The organism is Micromonospora sp. WMMD980, from assembly GCF_029626035.1.
Classification (GTDB): Bacteria; Actinomycetota; Actinomycetes; order Mycobacteriales; family Micromonosporaceae; genus Micromonospora.
This window is the reverse complement of sequence record NZ_JARUBE010000003.1, coordinates 3547184-3563578: the sequence shown is the minus strand read 5'-3', so window position 1 is coordinate 3563578 and position 16395 is coordinate 3547184. Positions and strand designations below refer to the sequence as shown.

14 protein-coding genes are annotated in these 16395 nt (G+C 74.7%); 10 read left to right on the top strand and 4 right to left on the bottom strand.

Annotated features, from left to right (window positions below):
* Nucleotides 1-492, bottom strand: coding sequence for a DUF3093 domain-containing protein (locus O7618_RS16635; RefSeq protein WP_278107010.1), 492 nt, complete (start codon nucleotides 490-492; stop codon nucleotides 1-3).
* Between the two features lie 85 nt (nucleotides 493-577).
* On the opposite strand from O7618_RS16635, the gene dut reads away from it, so the two are divergent.
* From dut to O7618_RS16615, 4 genes are all read left to right on the top strand, one after another.
* On the top strand, nucleotides 578-1075 hold the full coding sequence (dut, locus tag O7618_RS16630; RefSeq protein ID WP_278107009.1) for a dUTP diphosphatase: 498 nt from the start codon (nucleotides 578-580) through the stop codon (nucleotides 1073-1075).
* A 25-nt stretch (nucleotides 1076-1100) separates the two neighbouring features.
* Nucleotides 1101-1745 (top strand): DUF3710 domain-containing protein, encoded by a 645-nt coding sequence (locus tag O7618_RS16625; RefSeq protein WP_278107008.1) that lies wholly within the window; start codon nucleotides 1101-1103, stop codon nucleotides 1743-1745.
* A 251-nt stretch (nucleotides 1746-1996) separates the two neighbouring features.
* Nucleotides 1997-2377 carry an OB-fold nucleic acid binding domain-containing protein gene (locus O7618_RS16620; protein ID WP_278107007.1) on the top strand — a complete coding sequence of 127 codons (381 nt, stop codon included), beginning with the start codon at nucleotides 1997-1999 and terminating at the stop codon, nucleotides 2375-2377.
* Complete coding sequence (locus tag O7618_RS16615; RefSeq protein ID WP_278107006.1) at nucleotides 2374-3057, top strand: DUF3159 domain-containing protein; 684 nt, start codon at nucleotides 2374-2376, stop codon at nucleotides 3055-3057. The genes O7618_RS16620 and O7618_RS16615 overlap by 4 nt, the downstream gene beginning before the upstream one ends.
* Nucleotides 3058-3069: 12 nt before the next feature.
* Here O7618_RS16615 and O7618_RS16610 read toward each other — a convergent pair whose 3' ends face one another.
* Both O7618_RS16610 and O7618_RS16605 read right to left on the bottom strand, forming a co-directional pair.
* The gene (locus tag O7618_RS16610) at nucleotides 3070-3759 is read right to left on the bottom strand and encodes a TrkA family potassium uptake protein (protein WP_278107005.1); all 690 of its coding nucleotides are present in this window, start codon (nucleotides 3757-3759) and stop codon (nucleotides 3070-3072) included.
* A gap of 3 nt (nucleotides 3760-3762) precedes the next feature.
* Nucleotides 3763-4428, bottom strand: coding sequence for a TrkA family potassium uptake protein (locus tag O7618_RS16605; protein WP_278107004.1), 666 nt, complete (start codon nucleotides 4426-4428; stop codon nucleotides 3763-3765).
* Nucleotides 4429-4587: 159 nt separating this feature from the next.
* On the opposite strand from O7618_RS16605, the gene O7618_RS16600 reads away from it, so the two are divergent.
* The 4 genes from O7618_RS16600 to dxs all read left to right on the top strand — a co-directional run bounded on the left by O7618_RS16600 (nucleotide 4588) and on the right by dxs (nucleotide 11191).
* On the top strand, nucleotides 4588-6639 hold the full coding sequence (locus O7618_RS16600; RefSeq protein WP_278107003.1) for an APC family permease: 2052 nt from the start codon (nucleotides 4588-4590) through the stop codon (nucleotides 6637-6639).
* A 115-nt stretch (nucleotides 6640-6754) separates the two neighbouring features.
* Complete coding sequence (locus O7618_RS16595) at nucleotides 6755-7993, top strand: TRAM domain-containing protein (protein ID WP_278107002.1); 1239 nt, start codon at nucleotides 6755-6757, stop codon at nucleotides 7991-7993.
* Nucleotides 7994-8038: 45 nt separating this feature from the next.
* Nucleotides 8039-9199 carry an anhydro-N-acetylmuramic acid kinase gene (locus O7618_RS16590; RefSeq protein ID WP_278107001.1) on the top strand — a complete coding sequence of 387 codons (1161 nt, stop codon included), beginning with the start codon at nucleotides 8039-8041 and terminating at the stop codon, nucleotides 9197-9199.
* A gap of 48 nt (nucleotides 9200-9247) precedes the next feature.
* Nucleotides 9248-11191 carry a 1-deoxy-D-xylulose-5-phosphate synthase gene (gene dxs / locus O7618_RS16585; RefSeq protein ID WP_278107000.1) on the top strand — a complete coding sequence of 648 codons (1944 nt, stop codon included), beginning with the start codon at nucleotides 9248-9250 and terminating at the stop codon, nucleotides 11189-11191.
* Between the two features lie 105 nt (nucleotides 11192-11296).
* On the opposite strand, the gene O7618_RS16580 is transcribed toward dxs, so the two are convergent.
* Nucleotides 11297-12490 carry a hypothetical protein gene (locus O7618_RS16580; protein ID WP_278106999.1) on the bottom strand — a complete coding sequence of 398 codons (1194 nt, stop codon included), beginning with the start codon at nucleotides 12488-12490 and terminating at the stop codon, nucleotides 11297-11299.
* Between the two features lie 270 nt (nucleotides 12491-12760).
* On the opposite strand from O7618_RS16580, the gene O7618_RS16575 reads away from it, so the two are divergent.
* Entirely contained in the window at nucleotides 12761-14554 is a 1794-nt protein-coding gene (locus O7618_RS16575) for a hypothetical protein (RefSeq protein WP_278110035.1), read from the top strand.
* Nucleotides 14512-16308 carry a hypothetical protein gene (locus O7618_RS16570; protein ID WP_347405379.1) on the top strand — a complete coding sequence of 599 codons (1797 nt, stop codon included), beginning with the start codon at nucleotides 14512-14514 and terminating at the stop codon, nucleotides 16306-16308. The genes O7618_RS16575 and O7618_RS16570 overlap by 43 nt, the downstream gene beginning before the upstream one ends.
* The last annotated feature ends 87 nt before the right edge of the window (nucleotides 16309-16395 follow it).

Here is a 16395-nt window from a genome sequence, read left to right as displayed (position 1 = left end):
TCAGGCGGCGTCGCGGGCGGCCAGCAGCGCGGCCGCCAGCTCCACCGGGCGCCGGGAGCTGACCACCCAGAACGGGGTGGGGTCGGCCGGGTCGTCCAGCACCACCTGGACGGCGCCGCCGATCCACGGGCGCTGCACCACGAAGGCCAGCGGGTCGGCGCCCACGCCGAGCACCTCACGCCGGCCGGCCGCGTCCAACGGCAGCGCGTCCGCGACGTGACGCACCGGCAGGCGGGCGTCGTCGACGACCAACTCGCCGTCGCGGACGGTCACCCGGATCCGGCCCAGCCACGCCAGGGTGGCCACCGTGGCGGGAATCAGCAGCACGAACGGCAGCCAGGCCCGGAACCCGGTCGCGCCCAGCCACAGCTCGGCGGCGAGCAGCCCGGCCACGGCCAGCCCGGCGGGCCAGGCCCACCAGGGCACCCCCAGACGCTCCGCGTAGAGCGCGGGGGTGGCCGTCGGGGCGGCCGGAGATGACGACTGACGCACACTGCGAGGGTACGGCGCGCGGCGGACCGGCCAACCGGCAGGATGGCAGGGGCACCCCGCGAGGACCGGACGGAAGAGGATGACCGTGACAGATGTCGTGCCCGTGCCCGTACGGCAGCTCGACCCCGAGCTGCCGCTGCCGGCGTACGCCCATCCCGGCGACGCCGGCGCGGACCTGGTGGCCGCCGCGGACGTGGAGCTGCCGCCCGGTGGGCGGGCCCTGGTGCCCACCGGCGTCGCGGTGGCCCTCCCGGAGGGGTACGTGGGACTGGTCCATCCCCGATCGGGGTTGGCCGCCAGGCTCGGCGTGACGGTGCTGAACGCGCCCGGTACGGTCGACGCCGGCTACCGGGGTGAGATCCTGGTCAACCTGATCAACCATGATCGGGACACGCCGGCGACGATCAGCCGGGGCGACCGGATCGCGCAGCTCGTCGTGCAGCGGGTCGCCCGGGCCGAGTTCCGGCCGGTGGCCGAGCTGCCCGCGTCCCGGCGCGGCGCCGGCGGGCACGGCTCCACCGGCGGGCACGCCGGGCTGGTTCCGGCTGCGGCCGGCGGGCAGAACGAAGAGGTGGCAGGGTGAGTGCGAACAGCGGAGGGTGGACTCAGTGATCTTCTCCCGGAAGCGGGCCGACGAGGCGCGGCAGGCGCGTGACAACGGCGTCCTGGCCGCCGAGGAGACCTCGACGACGCCGGCCCGCGGCCCGTACGACGTCAGCGAGGCGCCCGACGAGCCCCGGCTCGACCTGGGCAGCCTTCAGATCCCGGCGGTGCCCGACGTGGAGGTGCGGGTGCAGGCCGACCCGCAGGGCGTGATCCAGCAGGTGGTGCTGGTGCACGGGCAGAACGCGCTGCAGCTCGGTGTCTTCGCCGCGCCCCGCTCCGACGGCATCTGGGACGAGGTGCGCGAGGAGATCCGCACGTCGCTGGCGAACGACGGCGCCGCCGCCGAGGAGGTCGAGGGCGAGCGCGGCCCCGAGCTGCGCGCCCGGGTGCGCACCCCGGACGGTGTGACCGACCTGCGCTTCGTCGGCATCGACGGGCCGCGGTGGATGGTGCGTGGCGTCTTCCAGGGCCGGGCGGCCGCCGACCCGGCCGCCGCCGGCCCGCTCGCCGCCTGCCTGGACGGCCTGGTGGTGGACCGTGGTCAGGAGGCCAAGCCCGTCCGGGAGCCACTGCCGCTGCGCCTGCCCCGCGAGGTCGCCGAGCAGCAGGCCGCGGAGCAGCAGGCCGCCGGTCCGCAGGAGGTCTGAGTCACCGCGTGTCGGGCCCGGTTCCGTCGGCGCACGAGCCGGCCGGGCCGGGCCCGCGGCGTGTCCGCCGCCCGGCCCGCCGGTCCGGACCGCGGAGCCGCCCCCGGCCCCCCGGTGGACCGGCAGGTCGGGCCCGCGACGCGTGCACGCCGCTGCCCGGCGGTGCCGCCGACGGGCCGGATCGGCGTACGCTGGCCTGACGGTTCCGCCACCCGCGGAGCCCCGCCGGCGGAGAGGGAGACGCGGAGGTCATGACGACCGACCAGGGCCGGGTGTCGCTGCGGCGGCTCCTGCGACGGCTCACCGCGAGCGAGGCCGAGATCGAGGCGCAGGAGCTGCGGCGGGAGAGCGCCGAGTCCGGCGGCACCCCGACCCACCAGTGCAACCGGGGTCAGGTGGTCTCGGTGGCCGGGCGGCTGCGCACGGTGGTCTACACGCCGCGCACCAACCTGCCCACGCTGGAGGCCGACCTCTACGACGGCAACGACGTGGTCACGCTGGTCTGGCTGGGCCGGCGGCACATCGCCGGGATCGAGCCGGGCCGGCACCTCACCGCGCACGGCCGGGTGGCCGTACGCGACGACCGCAAGGTGATCTACAACCCGTCCTACGAGCTGGAGCCGCCGAAGTGACGACCGGACAGCAGCACACCCCGTCGGGCCTCGACCCGCAGGAGGAGGAGCGGCTGCCCAGCATCGCCGAGCAGATGGCCGACCAGCTCGGCGGGTGGCGGGGCCTGGTCGAGTCGAGCATCCCGGTGGTGGTCTTCGTGATCGCCAACATGGCGGGCGAGCTGCGCCCCGCACTGATCGCCGCCATCGCGGTGACGCTGCTGATCGCCGCGGTGCGGCTGATCCAGCGCCGGCCGGTGCGGCACGCGGTCAACGGGTTGATCGGCATCGCCATCGGCGCGGGCATCGCCCTGAAGACCGGTAACGCCCGCGACTTCTACCTGCCGGGCATCGTCCAGGGCATCGGCTTGGGGCTGGCGCTGCTGCTCTCGGCCGCGATCCGGCAGCCGCTGGTCGGCTGGCTCTGGTCGGTGCTGGTCGCCAAGGGCCGCTCCGAGTGGCGCGACGACCCGAAGCTGGTGCGCACCTTCACCCAGCTCACCGTGCTCTGGGGCGTGGTGTGGCTGGCCAAGGTCGGCGTGCAGGCCGGGCTCTACCTGGCCCACCAGGACACCGCGCTCGGCGTGGCCCGGCTGGCGCTCGGCTATCCGCCGTACGCGCTGCTGTTGCTGATCACGGTCTGGGTGGTGCGTCGGGTCACCCGCGAGGGCGCCACCGCCACGCCGCTGCCGGGAGCCTGAGCCCGGCGGCGGTCAGGCGCGCTCGCGCTGCCGGTCGGTGCTCTCCGGCCCGAGGATCACCGCGCGCACCTCGTCCTCCACCTCGGCGGTGCAGACGAAGACCAGCTCGTCGCCGGCCTCGATCGGGTCGTCGGGGGTGGGCACCAGCACCCGCTTGCCGCGCAGGATCGCCACCAGCGCCGCGTCCCGGGGAATCGGCACCGCGTGGATCGGCTGCCCGACGTAGGGCGCGGTCGGCGGCAGGGTGATCTCGACCAGGTTGGCCTCACCCTGCCGGAACGTCATCAGCCGGACCAGGTCGCCGACGGTGACCGCCTCCTCGACCAGCGCCGCCATCACGCGCGGCTTGCTGACCGCGACGTCGACGCCCCACTGCTCGGTGAAGAGCCACTCGTTCTCCGCCCGGTTGACCCGGGCCACCACCCGGGGCACCGCGAACTCGGTCTTGGCGAGCAGCGAGACCACCAGGTTGACCTTGTCGTCGCCGGTGGCCGCCACCACCACGTCGCAGCCGGCGACGTCGGCCTCCTCGAGGCTGGCCAGCTCGCACGCGTCGGCCAACACCCAGTCGGCGGTCGGCACCCGGTCGGGCCGCAGCATCTTGGGCTGCCGCTCGATCAGCATCACCTGGTGGCCGTTGTCGATCAGCTCCTGGGCGATCGAGCGGCCCACGTTGCCGGCGCCGGCGATGGCGATCCGCATGGCTCAGTGCCCCCCTTCCGGCGGCGCCGCCGCCGCCGACGTGACCGAGGCGGCGATGTCGTCGGTCACCAGCATGAAGACCTGGTCGCCCTCCTGCACCACGGTGGAGGCGGTGGGCAGGGTGCCGATGCCGAACCGGGTCAGGTAGGCCACCCGGGCGCCGGCCGACTCCTCGAGCTGCCGCAGCGGCCGGCCGATCCAGTCCTTGTGCACCGGCACCTCGACGATCGACACGGTGCTGGTCAGATCGCGGAAGATCTCCACGTTCCCCTCGGGGACCAGGTGGCGCAGCATCCGGTCGGCGGTCCACCGGACGGTGGCCACGGTCGGGATGCCGAGACGCTCGTAGACCTGGGCCCGGCGCTGGTCGTAGATCCGGGCCGCGACCCGGGACACACCGAACGTCTCCCGGGCCAGCCGGGCCGAGATGATGTTGGAGTTGTCACCGCTGGAGACCGCGGCGAACGCGTCGGCCCGCTCGATGCCCGCCTCGCGCAGCACCTCGCCGTCGAAGCCCGCGCCGGTGACCGTGATGCCCGCGAAGTCGGGGCCGAGACGGCGGAACGCGTCCGCGTCCTGGTCGATCACCGCCACCGAATGCCCCCGGGACTCCAGGCTGTGGGCCAGGGTCGACCCGACCCGGCCGCAGCCCATGATCACGACATGCACGGTGTCCGCTCCTCCCACGGTGGCCGCCCGCCGACCCGTTCCCTGCGAAGCCTGCCACGTCCCCGCCCGCGGCGGGGCACCGACCGTACCGTGCGGGCGCGCGCGACAGTGATCAGCCACCCCACCGTCCCGCGCCGGGTGGCCGTACGCTTGTCGGTTGTGGCCAGCCCCACCTCGCTGCTGAAGCGACTCCTCCTCGGTCGACCGTTCCGGTCCGACCGCCTCCAGCACACCCTGCTGCCGAAGCGCATCGCGCTGCCGGTCTTCGCGTCCGACGCGCTCTCGTCCGTGGCCTACGCCCCGGACGAGATCCTGCTGACGCTCTCCATCGCGGGCGCCTCGGCGTTCTTCTTCTCGCCGTGGATCGCGCTCGCCGTCGTCGTGGTGATGCTCACCGTGGTGGCGAGCTACCGGCAGAACGTGCACGCCTACCCCTCCGGCGGCGGCGACTACGAGGTGGCCACCGTCAACCTCGGGCCGCGGGCCGGGCTCGCGGTGGCCAGCGCGCTGCTCGTCGACTACGTGCTCACGGTCGCGGTGTCGGTCTCCTCCGGGGTGGCCAACCTCGGCTCGGTGGTGCCGTTCGTGGCCACCCACAAGGTGCTCATCGCGGTCAGCGCGGTGGTGCTGCTCACCGCGATGAACCTGCGCGGCCTGCGCGAGTCGGGCACCGCTTTCGCCATCCCCACCTACGGCTTCGTCATCGTCATCGGCGGCATGCTGCTCACCGGGGTCGTGCGGATCTTCGTGCTCGGCGACGACCTGCGCGCGCCCAGCGCCGGCCTGGAGATCCACGCCGAGCACAGCGTGACCGGCTTCGCGCTGATCTTCCTGCTGCTGCGCACGTTCTCCTCCGGCTGCGCCGCGCTCACCGGCGTGGAGGCGATCTCCAACGGCGTGCCGGCGTTCAAGTCGCCGAAGTCGAAGAACGCGGCGACCACGCTGCTGCTGCTCGGCACCATCGCGGTCGCCATGCTGGTCGGCATCATCCTGCTGGCCCGCCGGACCGGCCTGCAGTTCGTCGAGGACCCGGCCACGCAGATCGTCGGCGGCCCGGCCGACTACGTGCAGAAGACGGTCACCGCGCAGCTCGGCGAGACCGTGTTCGGCAGCGGCTCGGTGCTGCTCTACGTGGTCGCCGGGATGACCGCGCTGATCCTGTTCCTGGCCGCGAACACCGCGTTCAACGGCTTCCCGGTGCTCGGCTCGATCCTGGCGCAGGACCGCTACCTGCCCCGACAGCTGCACACCCGGGGCGACCGGCTGGCGTTCTCCAACGGCATCGTCTTCCTCGCCGTCTCCGCGGTGGTGCTGATCGTCGGCTTCCAGGCCGAGGTGACCCGGCTCATCCAGCTCTACATCGTCGGGGTGTTCGTCTCGTTCACGCTCTCCCAGGCCGGCATGATCCGGCACTGGAACCGGCACCTGCGCACCGAGCGGGACCCCGAGGCGCGGCGGCGGATGGTCCGCTCCCGGGCGATCAACACGTTCGGCATGGCCATGACCGGCATCGTGTTGATCATCGTGCTGGTCACCAAGTTCCTGCTCGGCGCGTGGATCGCGATCGTCGCGATGGCCGTGATGTACGTGGTCATGCTGGCCATCCGCCGGCACTACGACCGGGTCGCCGCCGAGCTGGAGCCGACCGAGCAGCGGGCCGTGCTGCCCGCCCGCAACCACGCCATCGTGCTGGTCAGCAAGCTGCACCAGCCCACCCTGCGGGCCGTCGCGTACGCCCGGGCCACCCGGCCGGACACGCTCACCGCGGTCACCGTCAACGTCGACGACAAGGACACCCGGGACCTCCAGGCGGACTGGGAGCGGCGCGAGCTGCCGGTGCCGCTGACCGTGATCGACTCCCCGTACCGGGAGATCACCCGACCGATCATCAACTTCGTCGCCTCGGTCCGCCGCGAGTCACCCCGCGACGTGGTCACCGTCTTCATCCCCGAGTACGTGGTGGGCCGCTGGTGGGAGAACCTGCTGCACAACCAGAGCGCGTTGCGGCTCAAGGGCCGGCTGCTGTTCGAGCCGGGCGTGATGGTGACCAGCGTGCCCTGGCAGCTCGCGTCCACCGCCAGCAAGAACCTGGACCGCCTCGACGCCACGCTCACCCGGGGTCCGGCCCGTGGCCCCCGGGTCGCGCCGCAGAGCACCCTGCCGCCGCCGGTCGGCACCAGGTCGTCGGGCGAGTCGGAGGGTCGGCCGTGAGCGCGAGGAGTGAGCCGGTTCTGCGAGCCCCGCAGTCGCGAGCGAAGGTGTTGCCGTGAGCGCGAGGAGTGAGCCGGTTCTGCGAGCCCCGCAGTCGGGAACGAAGGGTGATGCTGTGACCGCGGATCCGCGTCCCGGGCTGGAGGAGGCCGAGCGGGTCGAGTTGACCGTCGACGCGGTCGCCCCGGGTGGGCACTGCGTGGCCCGGGTCGGCGGCCAGGTGGTCTTCGTCCGGCACGCGCTACCTGGCGAGCGGGTGGTGGCCGAGGTGACCGAGCTGCACCGGGGCTTCGCCCGCGCCGACGCGGTGGAGATCCTCGACGCCTCGGCGGACCGGGTCGCCCCGCCCTGCCCGTACGCCCGGCCGGGCGCGTGCGGCGGCTGCGACCTCCAGCACGTGGCGCCGGCCGCCCAGCTCGACTGGAAGGCAACGGTGGTGCGCGAGCAGCTCACCCGCCTCGGTGGGCTCACCGACGACCGGGTGGACGCGCTCGGCGTCCACGTCGCTGCGCTGCCCGGCGGGCCGCTGGGCTGGCGTTCCCGGGTCCGCTACGCGGTCGACGCCGCCGGCCGGGCCGGGCTGCTCAAGCACCGCTCGCACGAGGTGGTGCCGATCGATCGCTGCCTGATCGCCCACCCGGCGATCCAGGAGCTGCCGGTGCTTGCGGGCACCGGGGCACGCTGGCCGGACGCCGACGCGGTCGAGACGGTCGCCAGTACCGGCGGGGACGTCGCCGTGGTCGCGTACGCCGAGGGGGTCGCCACCGGCGTGCGCGGGCCGGAGCGGGTCCGGGAGACGGCGGCCGGGCGGTCCTTCACGCTGCCCGCGTCCGGCTTCTGGCAGGTGCATCCGGCCGCCGCGGACGCCCTGGTCGGGGCCGTGCTCGACCTGCTCGACCCGCAGCCGGGCGAGACCGCCTGGGACCTGTACGGCGGCGCCGGGTTGTTCGCCGCCGCGCTCGCCGGCCGGGTCGACGGGGCTCGGGTGACGGTGGTCGAGTCGGCGCCCGACGGGGTGGCCGCGGCCCGGACGAACCTGGCCGACCTGTCCGCCGTCGAGGTGGTCGCGGCCCGGGTGGAGACCGCGCTGGCCCGGCGCCGGATCACCGGCCCGGTCGACCTGGTGGTGCTCGACCCGCCGCGTTCGGGGGCCGGCGCGGCGGTGGTGCGCGGCGTGGTGGCCGCGAGCCCGCGCGCGGTGGCGTACGTGGCCTGCGATCCGGCCGCGTTCGCCCGGGACGTGCGGACGTTCGCCGAGGCGGGTTGGCGGCTGACCGACCTGCGCGGGTTCGACCTGTTCCCGATGACCCAGCACGTCGAGCTGGTCGGCCTGTTCCTGCCCCCGGCGCGTTAAGCGGGGGCCCTTCCTCTACCGGATCCGTTAAAAGGGGGCCCCTCCTTGCGCATTGTCGGGTTGATGTCGGGGACGTCGTACGACGGGGTGGACGTGGCCGCGGGCGAGTTCACGCTCGACGGGGAGACGCTGCGGCTGCGGCCGCTCGGGCATCGCGAGCTGGCCTACCCGGACGACCTGCGGGAGCGGATCGGCGCGCTGCTGCCGCCCGCGGCCACCACGATCGAAGCGGTCTGCCGGCTGGACAACCGGCTCGGCGAGGTGTTCGCCGAGGCCGCGGCCGCCGGGGTCGAGCTGGCCGGCGGCGCGGCCGACGCGGTCGTGTCGCACGGGCAGACCGTCTTCCACTGGGTCGACGGCGGGCGGGTGCGCGGCACGCTCCAGCTCGGCGCGCCGGCCCGGGTGGCCGCGCGGGTGGGCGTACCGGTGCTGCACGACCTGCGCTCGGCGGACGTGGCGGCCGGCGGGCAGGGCGCGCCGCTGGTCCCGGCGTTCGACGCGCTGCTGCTCGACGCCGCGGCCGGGCCCCGGGCGGCGCTGAACCTCGGGGGGATCGCGAACCTCACCGTGGTCGCGCCCGGGGCGCCGGTCCTCGGGTACGACGTGGGCCCGGCCAACGCGCTGCTGGACGCCGCCGCCCGGCGGTTCCTGGGCCGGCCGTGCGACGTCGACGGGGCGCGGGCCCTGGCCGGCCGGGTGCACGAGGCGCTGCTGGCCCGGTTGCTCGCCGAGCCCTACTATGCCGCGCCGCCGCCCAAGTCGACGGGGAAGGAGCTGTTCCACGGCGGCTACCTGGACGCCGCGCTGGACGCGGTGGGCGAGCCGGTGGCCGCCGACGACCTGCTCGCCACACTCACCGAGCTGACCGCCCGCACGGTCGCCGACGCCTGCGACCGGCACCGGGTGACCGAGGTGGTGGCCGCCGGCGGGGGAGTGCGTAATCCCACACTTCGGGCACGACTTGCCGCGCTCGGGGCGGGCCGTTGGCGGCTGCGTGTCACCGACGAGCTGGGCGTGCCGGCGCAGGCCAAGGAGGCGTACGCGTTCGCGCTGCTGGGCTGGTTGAGCTGGCACGGGCTGCCCGGCGCGGTGCCCTCGGTGACCGGCGCGTCCCGGGCCGCCGTGCTCGGCTCCTGGACGCCGTCCGGGCCGCCGTTCGCCGCGTCCCGACCGGCGCCGCCGCGCCGGCTGGTGGTCGCCTCCTGAGCCACGGCTCGGCTGCGGACTGGGGCGCGGCCGATAGACTCTCCGGTCATGAGTGTTGAAGAGGGCACGGCCAACCACGGTCGGCTGCTGGGCGCCGTCCGCGGCCCGCAGGACGTGAAGCGGATGACCGCTGAGCAACTGGACATCCTCGCCGCCGAGATCCGGGACTTCCTGATCGCGAAGGTCTCCCGCACCGGCGGGCACGTCGGCCCCAACCTGGGCGTCGTCGAGCTGACCCTGGCCATGCACCGGGTCTTCGACTCCCCGCGCGACCGGCTCCTCTTCGACACCGGCCACCAGGCGTACGTGCACAAGATCCTCACCGGCCGGCAGGAGGGCTTCGACAAGCTCCGCCAGCGCGGTGGCCTCTCCGGCTACCCCAGCCAGGCGGAGAGCGAGCACGACCTGATCGAGAACTCGCACGCCTCCACCGCCCTGTCCTACGCCGACGGCCTGGCCAAGGCGTACGCGCTGCGCGGCGAGAAGCGGTCCGTGGTGGCCGTGGTCGGCGACGGCGCGCTCACCGGCGGCATGTGCTGGGAGGCGCTGAACAACATCGCCACCGCCGGGAACCCGCTGGTCATCGTGGTCAATGACAACGGCCGGTCCTACTCGCCGACCATCGGCGGCCTCGCCGACCACCTGTCGTCGCTGCGGCTCAACCCCGGCTACGAGAAGGTGCTCGACACCGTCAAGGACGCCCTCGGCAACACCCCGTTCGTCGGCAAGCCGATGTACGAGGTGCTGCACGCGGTCAAGAAGGGCATCAAGGACGCGGTCGCCCCGCAGGCCATGTTCGAGGACCTCGGCATCAAATATGTGGGCCCGGTCGACGGCCACGACGTGCCGGCGGTCGAGGCGGCGCTGCGCGCGGCGAAGAACTTCGGCGGCCCGGTGATCGTGCACGCGGTGACCCGCAAGGGCTACGGCTACCGTCCCGCCGAGGACGACGAGGCGGACTGCCTGCACGGCCCCGGCGCGTTCGACGCCGAGACCGGCAAGCTGCTCGCCGTGCCGTCGGTGAAGTGGACCAACGTCTTCGCCGACGAGCTGGTGGCGATCGCCGACGAGCGCCCCGACGTGGTCGGCATCACCGCCGCCATGGCCGAGCCCACCGGCATCGCCACGCTGGCCCGCAAGTACCCGAAGCGGGTCTACGACGTGGGCATCGCCGAGCAGCACGCGGCCACCTCCGCCGCCGGCCTGGCGATGGGCGGCCTGCACCCGGTGGTCGCGGTCTACGCCACGTTCCTCAACCGCGCCTTCGACCAGGTCCTGCTGGACGTGGCGATGCACAAGCTGCCGGTCACGTTCGTGCTGGACCGGGCCGGTATCACCGGCCCGGACGGGCCCAGCCACTACGGCATCTGGGACATGTCGGTCTTCGGGGTGGTGCCGGGCCTGCGGATCGCCGCGCCCCGCGACTCGGCCACGCTGCGCGAGGAGCTGCGCGAGGCGATCGCCGTCGACGACGGCCCGACCATCCTGCGCTTCCCGACCGGCACCGTCGCCGCCGACCTGCCGGCCGTGCGCCGGGTCGGCCCGGTCGACGTGCTGGCCGAGTCGGCGCGTACCGACGTGCTGCTGGTCGCGGTCGGCTCGTTCGCCGGCCTCGGCATGGAGGTCGCCGCCCGGGTCGCCGAGCAGGGCTACGGCGTCACCGTGGTCGACCCGCGCTGGGTCCGCCCGGTCCCCGCCGAGCTGGTCGAGCTGGCCGCCGGGCACCGGCTCGTGGTCACCGTCGAGGACGGCGTCCGCATCGGTGGCGTCGGCTCCGCGCTGGCCCAGGCCATGCGGGACGCCGACGTCCGCGTGCCGGTGCGCGACCTGGGCGTACCGGCCGACTGGCACCCGCACGGCACCCGCGCGCAGATCCTGTCCGACCTGGGACTGACCGCGCAGGACGTGGCCCGCGACGTCACCGGCTGGATCTCCGGCCTGGACGCCGCCCCGGTCGACCCGGCCACCGACGGGGCCGCCGCGCAGAACTGATCCCGGTTACGGTGCTCGGGCGGTCCCGCTGTCGCGGGGCCGCCCGAGCGCTGCTCCAGGGATCAATTTTTCCAAGATCTCAGGCGGTGGCGCCGAGGACGGGGGTCACCGGGGGGCGGAGAGGGAGCGGTACCAGGTCTTCTCGGTGCCGGCCAGGCTGAACGTCTGCTTGGCGTCGGTCTGCTCGACCATCACGAGGCCCGGACGGTCGACCAGGCGGGTGGTGCCGGGCGGCGCGGCGAAGGAGGCGTCCCGGGTCCGCCAGGTCAACACCGCGAGCGGCTGGCCGGGCAGCGGCAGGTGGTAGGCCTGGAGGGTGGTGGAGCGGTCGGCGGGGGAGACCACCGGGGTGCCGCCGTCGGCCGGGCGGTGGAGCACCGCGGTCATCGTCCCGCTCGGGGTCTCCCAGGTGAGCTGCTCCAGGTCGCCCGGCTCCCCGCCGCCGAGCGCCACCGAGCCCAGCGACCGGGTCGCGATCTTCGCCATCGGCCAGGACTCCGGGGCGGAGCGGGGCGCCTCCCGGTCGCCGATGCGGCGCGGCGCGCTGCCGAACGGGCCCCGCTCGCCGGCCAGGACGCAGGTGTCCAGGCCGGTCAGGGCCCGCTTGCCGGCACCGGTCTCGTCGCGTACCAGCGGGTAGCGGGGCGCCTCGGTGGCCGTACCCAGGTCGAGGACGCGGTCGGCGGCCCGGCCGCGCGGCAGCGACGGCGTGGGTCGCAGCGTCGCGGTCAGCTCGACGGCCCGGCAGGCCGGCACGGCGACCGGCTCGGTGACGCCGTCGGCGCCGGCCACCGCCCGCCCGTCCGGGCCGAGCAGGCGCGCCACCCGGGCGGAGGTCAGGTAGCGGCGGCCGGTGGGCTCCCGCACCGGCAGCACGTCGGAGTAGACCAGGTAGCCGGACTCGGTGTACTCGGTGGCGTGGGTCACCCGCCACTGCTGCCCGTCCCGGTCGAGCTGCAGCAGCCAGGAGGCGGAATCCCCGGGCACGTCGGCGGCGACCAGCGCCAGCGGGGTGCCGCCCACCTCACCGGAGAAGAGGATGCCGGAGGACGGCAGGTGGGCGCGGTCGTCCACCGGCGAGCGCCAGTCCCGCACCGCGGCGGTGATCCCGGCGGTCGCCGCGCCGTCGCGGGCCAAGCTGCCGCGCGGCGGCCAGACCGCGAGCGTGCCGTCCAGGCTGTCGTAACCGACCCGCAGATCCGCCGGCCGTCGTTCGGTGACCGGTCCACAACCGGCCGTGGCCAGGAGCAACGCGGCCAGCGCGGTGCCCGTCACAGCGCCTCGGCGGGCTGAAACCACCCTGATCCCCTCGCCGGTCGTCGGTCGGAAGCCCACATGGTACGAGACGACCCGGTGCCCGGACGCGCCCGGTTCTCCCCCTCGTCGCGGAACGTGACGCGCGATTCGGGGGTCGATATCCGGCTCCGGTAGACTCCGCCGACTGTGACGCCTGCCGAGACCCGCGGCGCCTCGACGCCGGCCGCCGACGCCCCGACGGGCTCCCGATCCGTCACCCTCGATCCGCCGCCGGTCACCCGCCGTGAACCTCCGGTCGAGCCGCGCGAGCCGATGGTCGCCACCACCGAACCCGTCGCGCCGGCCGCGCGCCCCCGGTGGCGCTGGCGGTGGACCCGCCGGCGCATCGACCTCGTCGTGTACGCGGCCTTCCTGCTCGCCGCCGTCTGGGTGACCAGCGGCATCTGGGCCGACCCGGCCGGCCGGGTGGCCGCGCTCTACAGCAGCGACCCGGCCCAGGTGCAGTTCTTCCTGGCCCACTCGGTGCGGGTGGTGCTGCACGGCGAGTTCCCGTTCTTCACCGAGCAGTTCAACTACCCCGACGGGGTCAACCTGATGGCGAACACCGCCATCCTGGCCCTCGGCATCCCGATGGTGCCGGTGACCCTCCTGTTCGGACCGGCGGTCTCCTTCGTCGCGCTGGTCACGCTGGGCCTGGCCGGCACCGCCGCGGCCTGGTACCGGGTGCTCTCCCGGCATCTGGTCAAGCACCGGCCGGCCGCCGCGGTCGGCGCCTGGTTCTGCGGGTTCTCGCCGGCCATGCTGTCGCACGCCAACTGGCACCCGAACATCATCAGCCAGTTCCTGCTGCCGTTCATCGTCTGGCGGGTGCTGGTGTTGACCCGCTCGGCCCGGCCGGTGCGCGACGGCGCGCTGCTCGCCCTGCTGGTCGTCGTGCAGGCGTTCATCAACGAGGAGATCCTGCTCTTCACCGCGCTGGCCCTGGGCGTGTTCCTGCTCGCCGTGTTGGTGCAGCAGCGCGAGCGGTGGGCCGCCGCGTGGCGGCCGCTCGGCGCCGGGCTGGCGGTCTGCGCGGTGCTGGCCGGCGCGCTGCTGGCGTACCCGCTCTGGGTGCAGTTCGCCGGGCCGATGGCCTACCACGGGCTCAGCGACGCGGTGCGCGACTACGGCAACGACATCGCCGCGTTCGTCGCCCCCGGCTCGCCCACGTTCGGCGGCAACGAGCGCGCCAACGTCAACCTGGCCCCGAACTACTCGGAGGAGAACGCCTTCTTCGGCTGGAGCCTGTCGCTGCTGGCCGTGGGCATCGTCGTCTGGCTGCGCCGGGACGTGATGGTCCGGGCGCTCGCCGCGACCGGCCTGCTCTTCGCGGTGCTCTCCCTCGGCGAGCGGATCTCCTGGTGGGACCGGGACCTGGCCACCGGCCCGTGGGAGCTGCTGGTGCGGCTGCCGCTGCTGGACGCCGTGGTGCCCACCCGGTTCGGCCTGATCACCAGCGTGACCGTCGCGGTGCTGCTGGCGTTCGCGGTGCGCAGCGCCTGGGTGCTGCGCGGCGTGGAGCGGCGCACCGCGCGGACGCTGACCGCCGCCGGGTTGGTCTTCGCGCTGCTGCCGATCGCGCCGATGCCGTTGCGGGTCACCAGCCGCCCGCCGGTGCCGGAGTTCATCACCGCGGACCGGTGGCGACAGTACGTCGGCCCGGACCAGACGCTGGTCTCCGTGCCGGTGCCGGCGATGGGCAACACCGACCCGATGCGCTGGGCGGCCAGCACCGACCTCGACTTCAAGATTCCCGGCGGCTACTTCCTCGCCCCGCGCAACGGCGTCACCGGTGACCCGGGCCGCTTCGGCGGCCGGCGCAGCGGCATCGGCGAGGTGCTCGCCGACGTGGCGTCGACCGGGCGTACGCCGAAGCTCGACGACCGGCAGCGCCGCCGCTTCCTCGACGAGCTGCGGCACTGGAACGCGGCGGTGGTGGTGCTGCCGCTGGACGAGCAGAACGCCGAGCCGCTGCGCCGCACCGTGGAGCAGTTGGTCGGGCCCGCCCGGCAGGAGTTGGACGTGTGGGTGTGGGACGTACGGACACTGACCGACCGGTCCGCCTGAGCGCGCCCGCCCGCCCGGACCGCCCCGCCCCCGCGCCCCGGCGCCGGTGGTGGCCCCGGTCGGTCGACGCCTTCGTGGTGGCCGGCTACCTCGCGCCGGCCGTGCTGCTCACCGCCGACCAGTGGCGCCGCCCGGATCGGCTGTTCCACCAGGCCGGTGACCAGATGCTGTTCGAGTGGATGCTGGCCCGGGCCGCCCGCGCGGTCACCGGTGGCGAGAACCCGCTGCACAGCGCCGCGCTGAACGTGCCGCACGGGGTGAACCTGATGGCCAACACCTCGGTGCTGGGGCTGGGCGTGCCGCTCACCCCGGTGACCGTGGCGTTCGGCTCCCAGGTGGCCTTCCTGGTGGCGGTGGTGCTCAGCCTCGCCGGCACCGCCACCGCCTGGTACGCGCTGCTCGCCCGCCGGCTGGTCCGCTCCCGGGCCGCCGCCGCGGTGGGCGGGCTCTGCTGCGGCTTCGCCCCCGGCATGGTGGCGCAGGCCGGCGCGCACCTGCACATGGCCGCCCAGTTCCTGGTGCCGGTGATCCTCGCGCTGGTGTTCCGGCCGGCCACCGACCGGATCCGCCGGGACGGCGTGCTGCTCGGGCTGGCGGTCGCCTACCAGGTCTTCCTCGGCGAGGAGGTGTTGGTCTTCCTGGCGCTGGCCGCCGGCGTGCTGGCCGGGGCGTACGCGCTGGCCGACCGGGCCGCCGCGCGCCGGCTGGCGCCCGTGCTGGCGCGCCGGCTCGGCGTCGGCGCGGTGGTGGCCGGCGTGCTGCTGGCGTACCCGCTGTGGTTCCAGTTCTTCGGGCCGGGCCACTACACCGGGATGCCGTTCCACACCCACGGCTACCGGCTGGACCTGGCCTCGTTCACCGCCGCGGCCCGGCAGACCGTGGCCGGGGACGGCCACCGCGCCGGGCTGCTCTCGCCGAACCCCACCGAGCAGAACTCGTTCTTCGGGCCGTTCCTGCCGCTGGTGGCGCTGCTCGTGGTGGTGCGGCTGTGGCGGCGGCCGTTGGTGCGCGCGGTGGCCGCGTGCGGGCTGCTGTTCGCGGCGCTCTCGCTGGGCGCCACGGTGGTGGTGGACCGGCACGACACCGGGCTGCCCGGCCCGTACCGGCTGCTCGCCGGCGTGCCGCTGCTCGACCTGGTGGTGCCGGCCCGCTTCGCGCTGGTCTGCGTGCCGGTGGCCGGGGTGCTGCTAGCGTTGGCCGTGGACCGGGTCCGGCGCGGCGCCGTACGAGCCTGGGCGCCGTGGGCCGGCGCGGTCGCCGGCGCGCTGCTGCCGCTCGTACCCACCCCGATCCGCACCGTGCCGGTCCCGCCGGTGCCCGCCGTGGTGGCCGGCGGCGGCTGGCGGGCGTACGTCCCGCCGGGCCGGACACTGGTGCCGGTCCCGCCGGTCACCGGAGCGGCGAAGAGCCCGGCGATGTTCTGGTCGGCGCGCACCGGGCTGGCCTTCGACGCGCCGGGCGGCTACTTCATCGGGCCGCGTTCGGCCGGCGACCCGACCGCCCGGTGGGGCGCGCCGGACCGGCCGACGTCGCTGCTGCTGCGCCGGGCCGCCGAGACCGGTCAGGTGCCGCCGGTCGGTGACGCGGAACGCCGGCAGGCGGTGGCGGACCTGCGGCACTGGCGGGCGGCGGCGCTGGTGCAGGCCGACTCGTCACCGGCCGACCCGGTGCGGGCCACGGTGGACGCCCTGGTCGGCCCCGGTCGGGACGTCGCCGGCGGCTACCTGTGGGACGTCCGCCCCCTGCTCCGTTGACCCCTCGGGTAAGGAGGGGCCCCTTCTTAACGCGTGGTGGTGAGCGGGGGCGCCTTCTCTACCGGAGGCGTTAACAGGGGGCCCCGC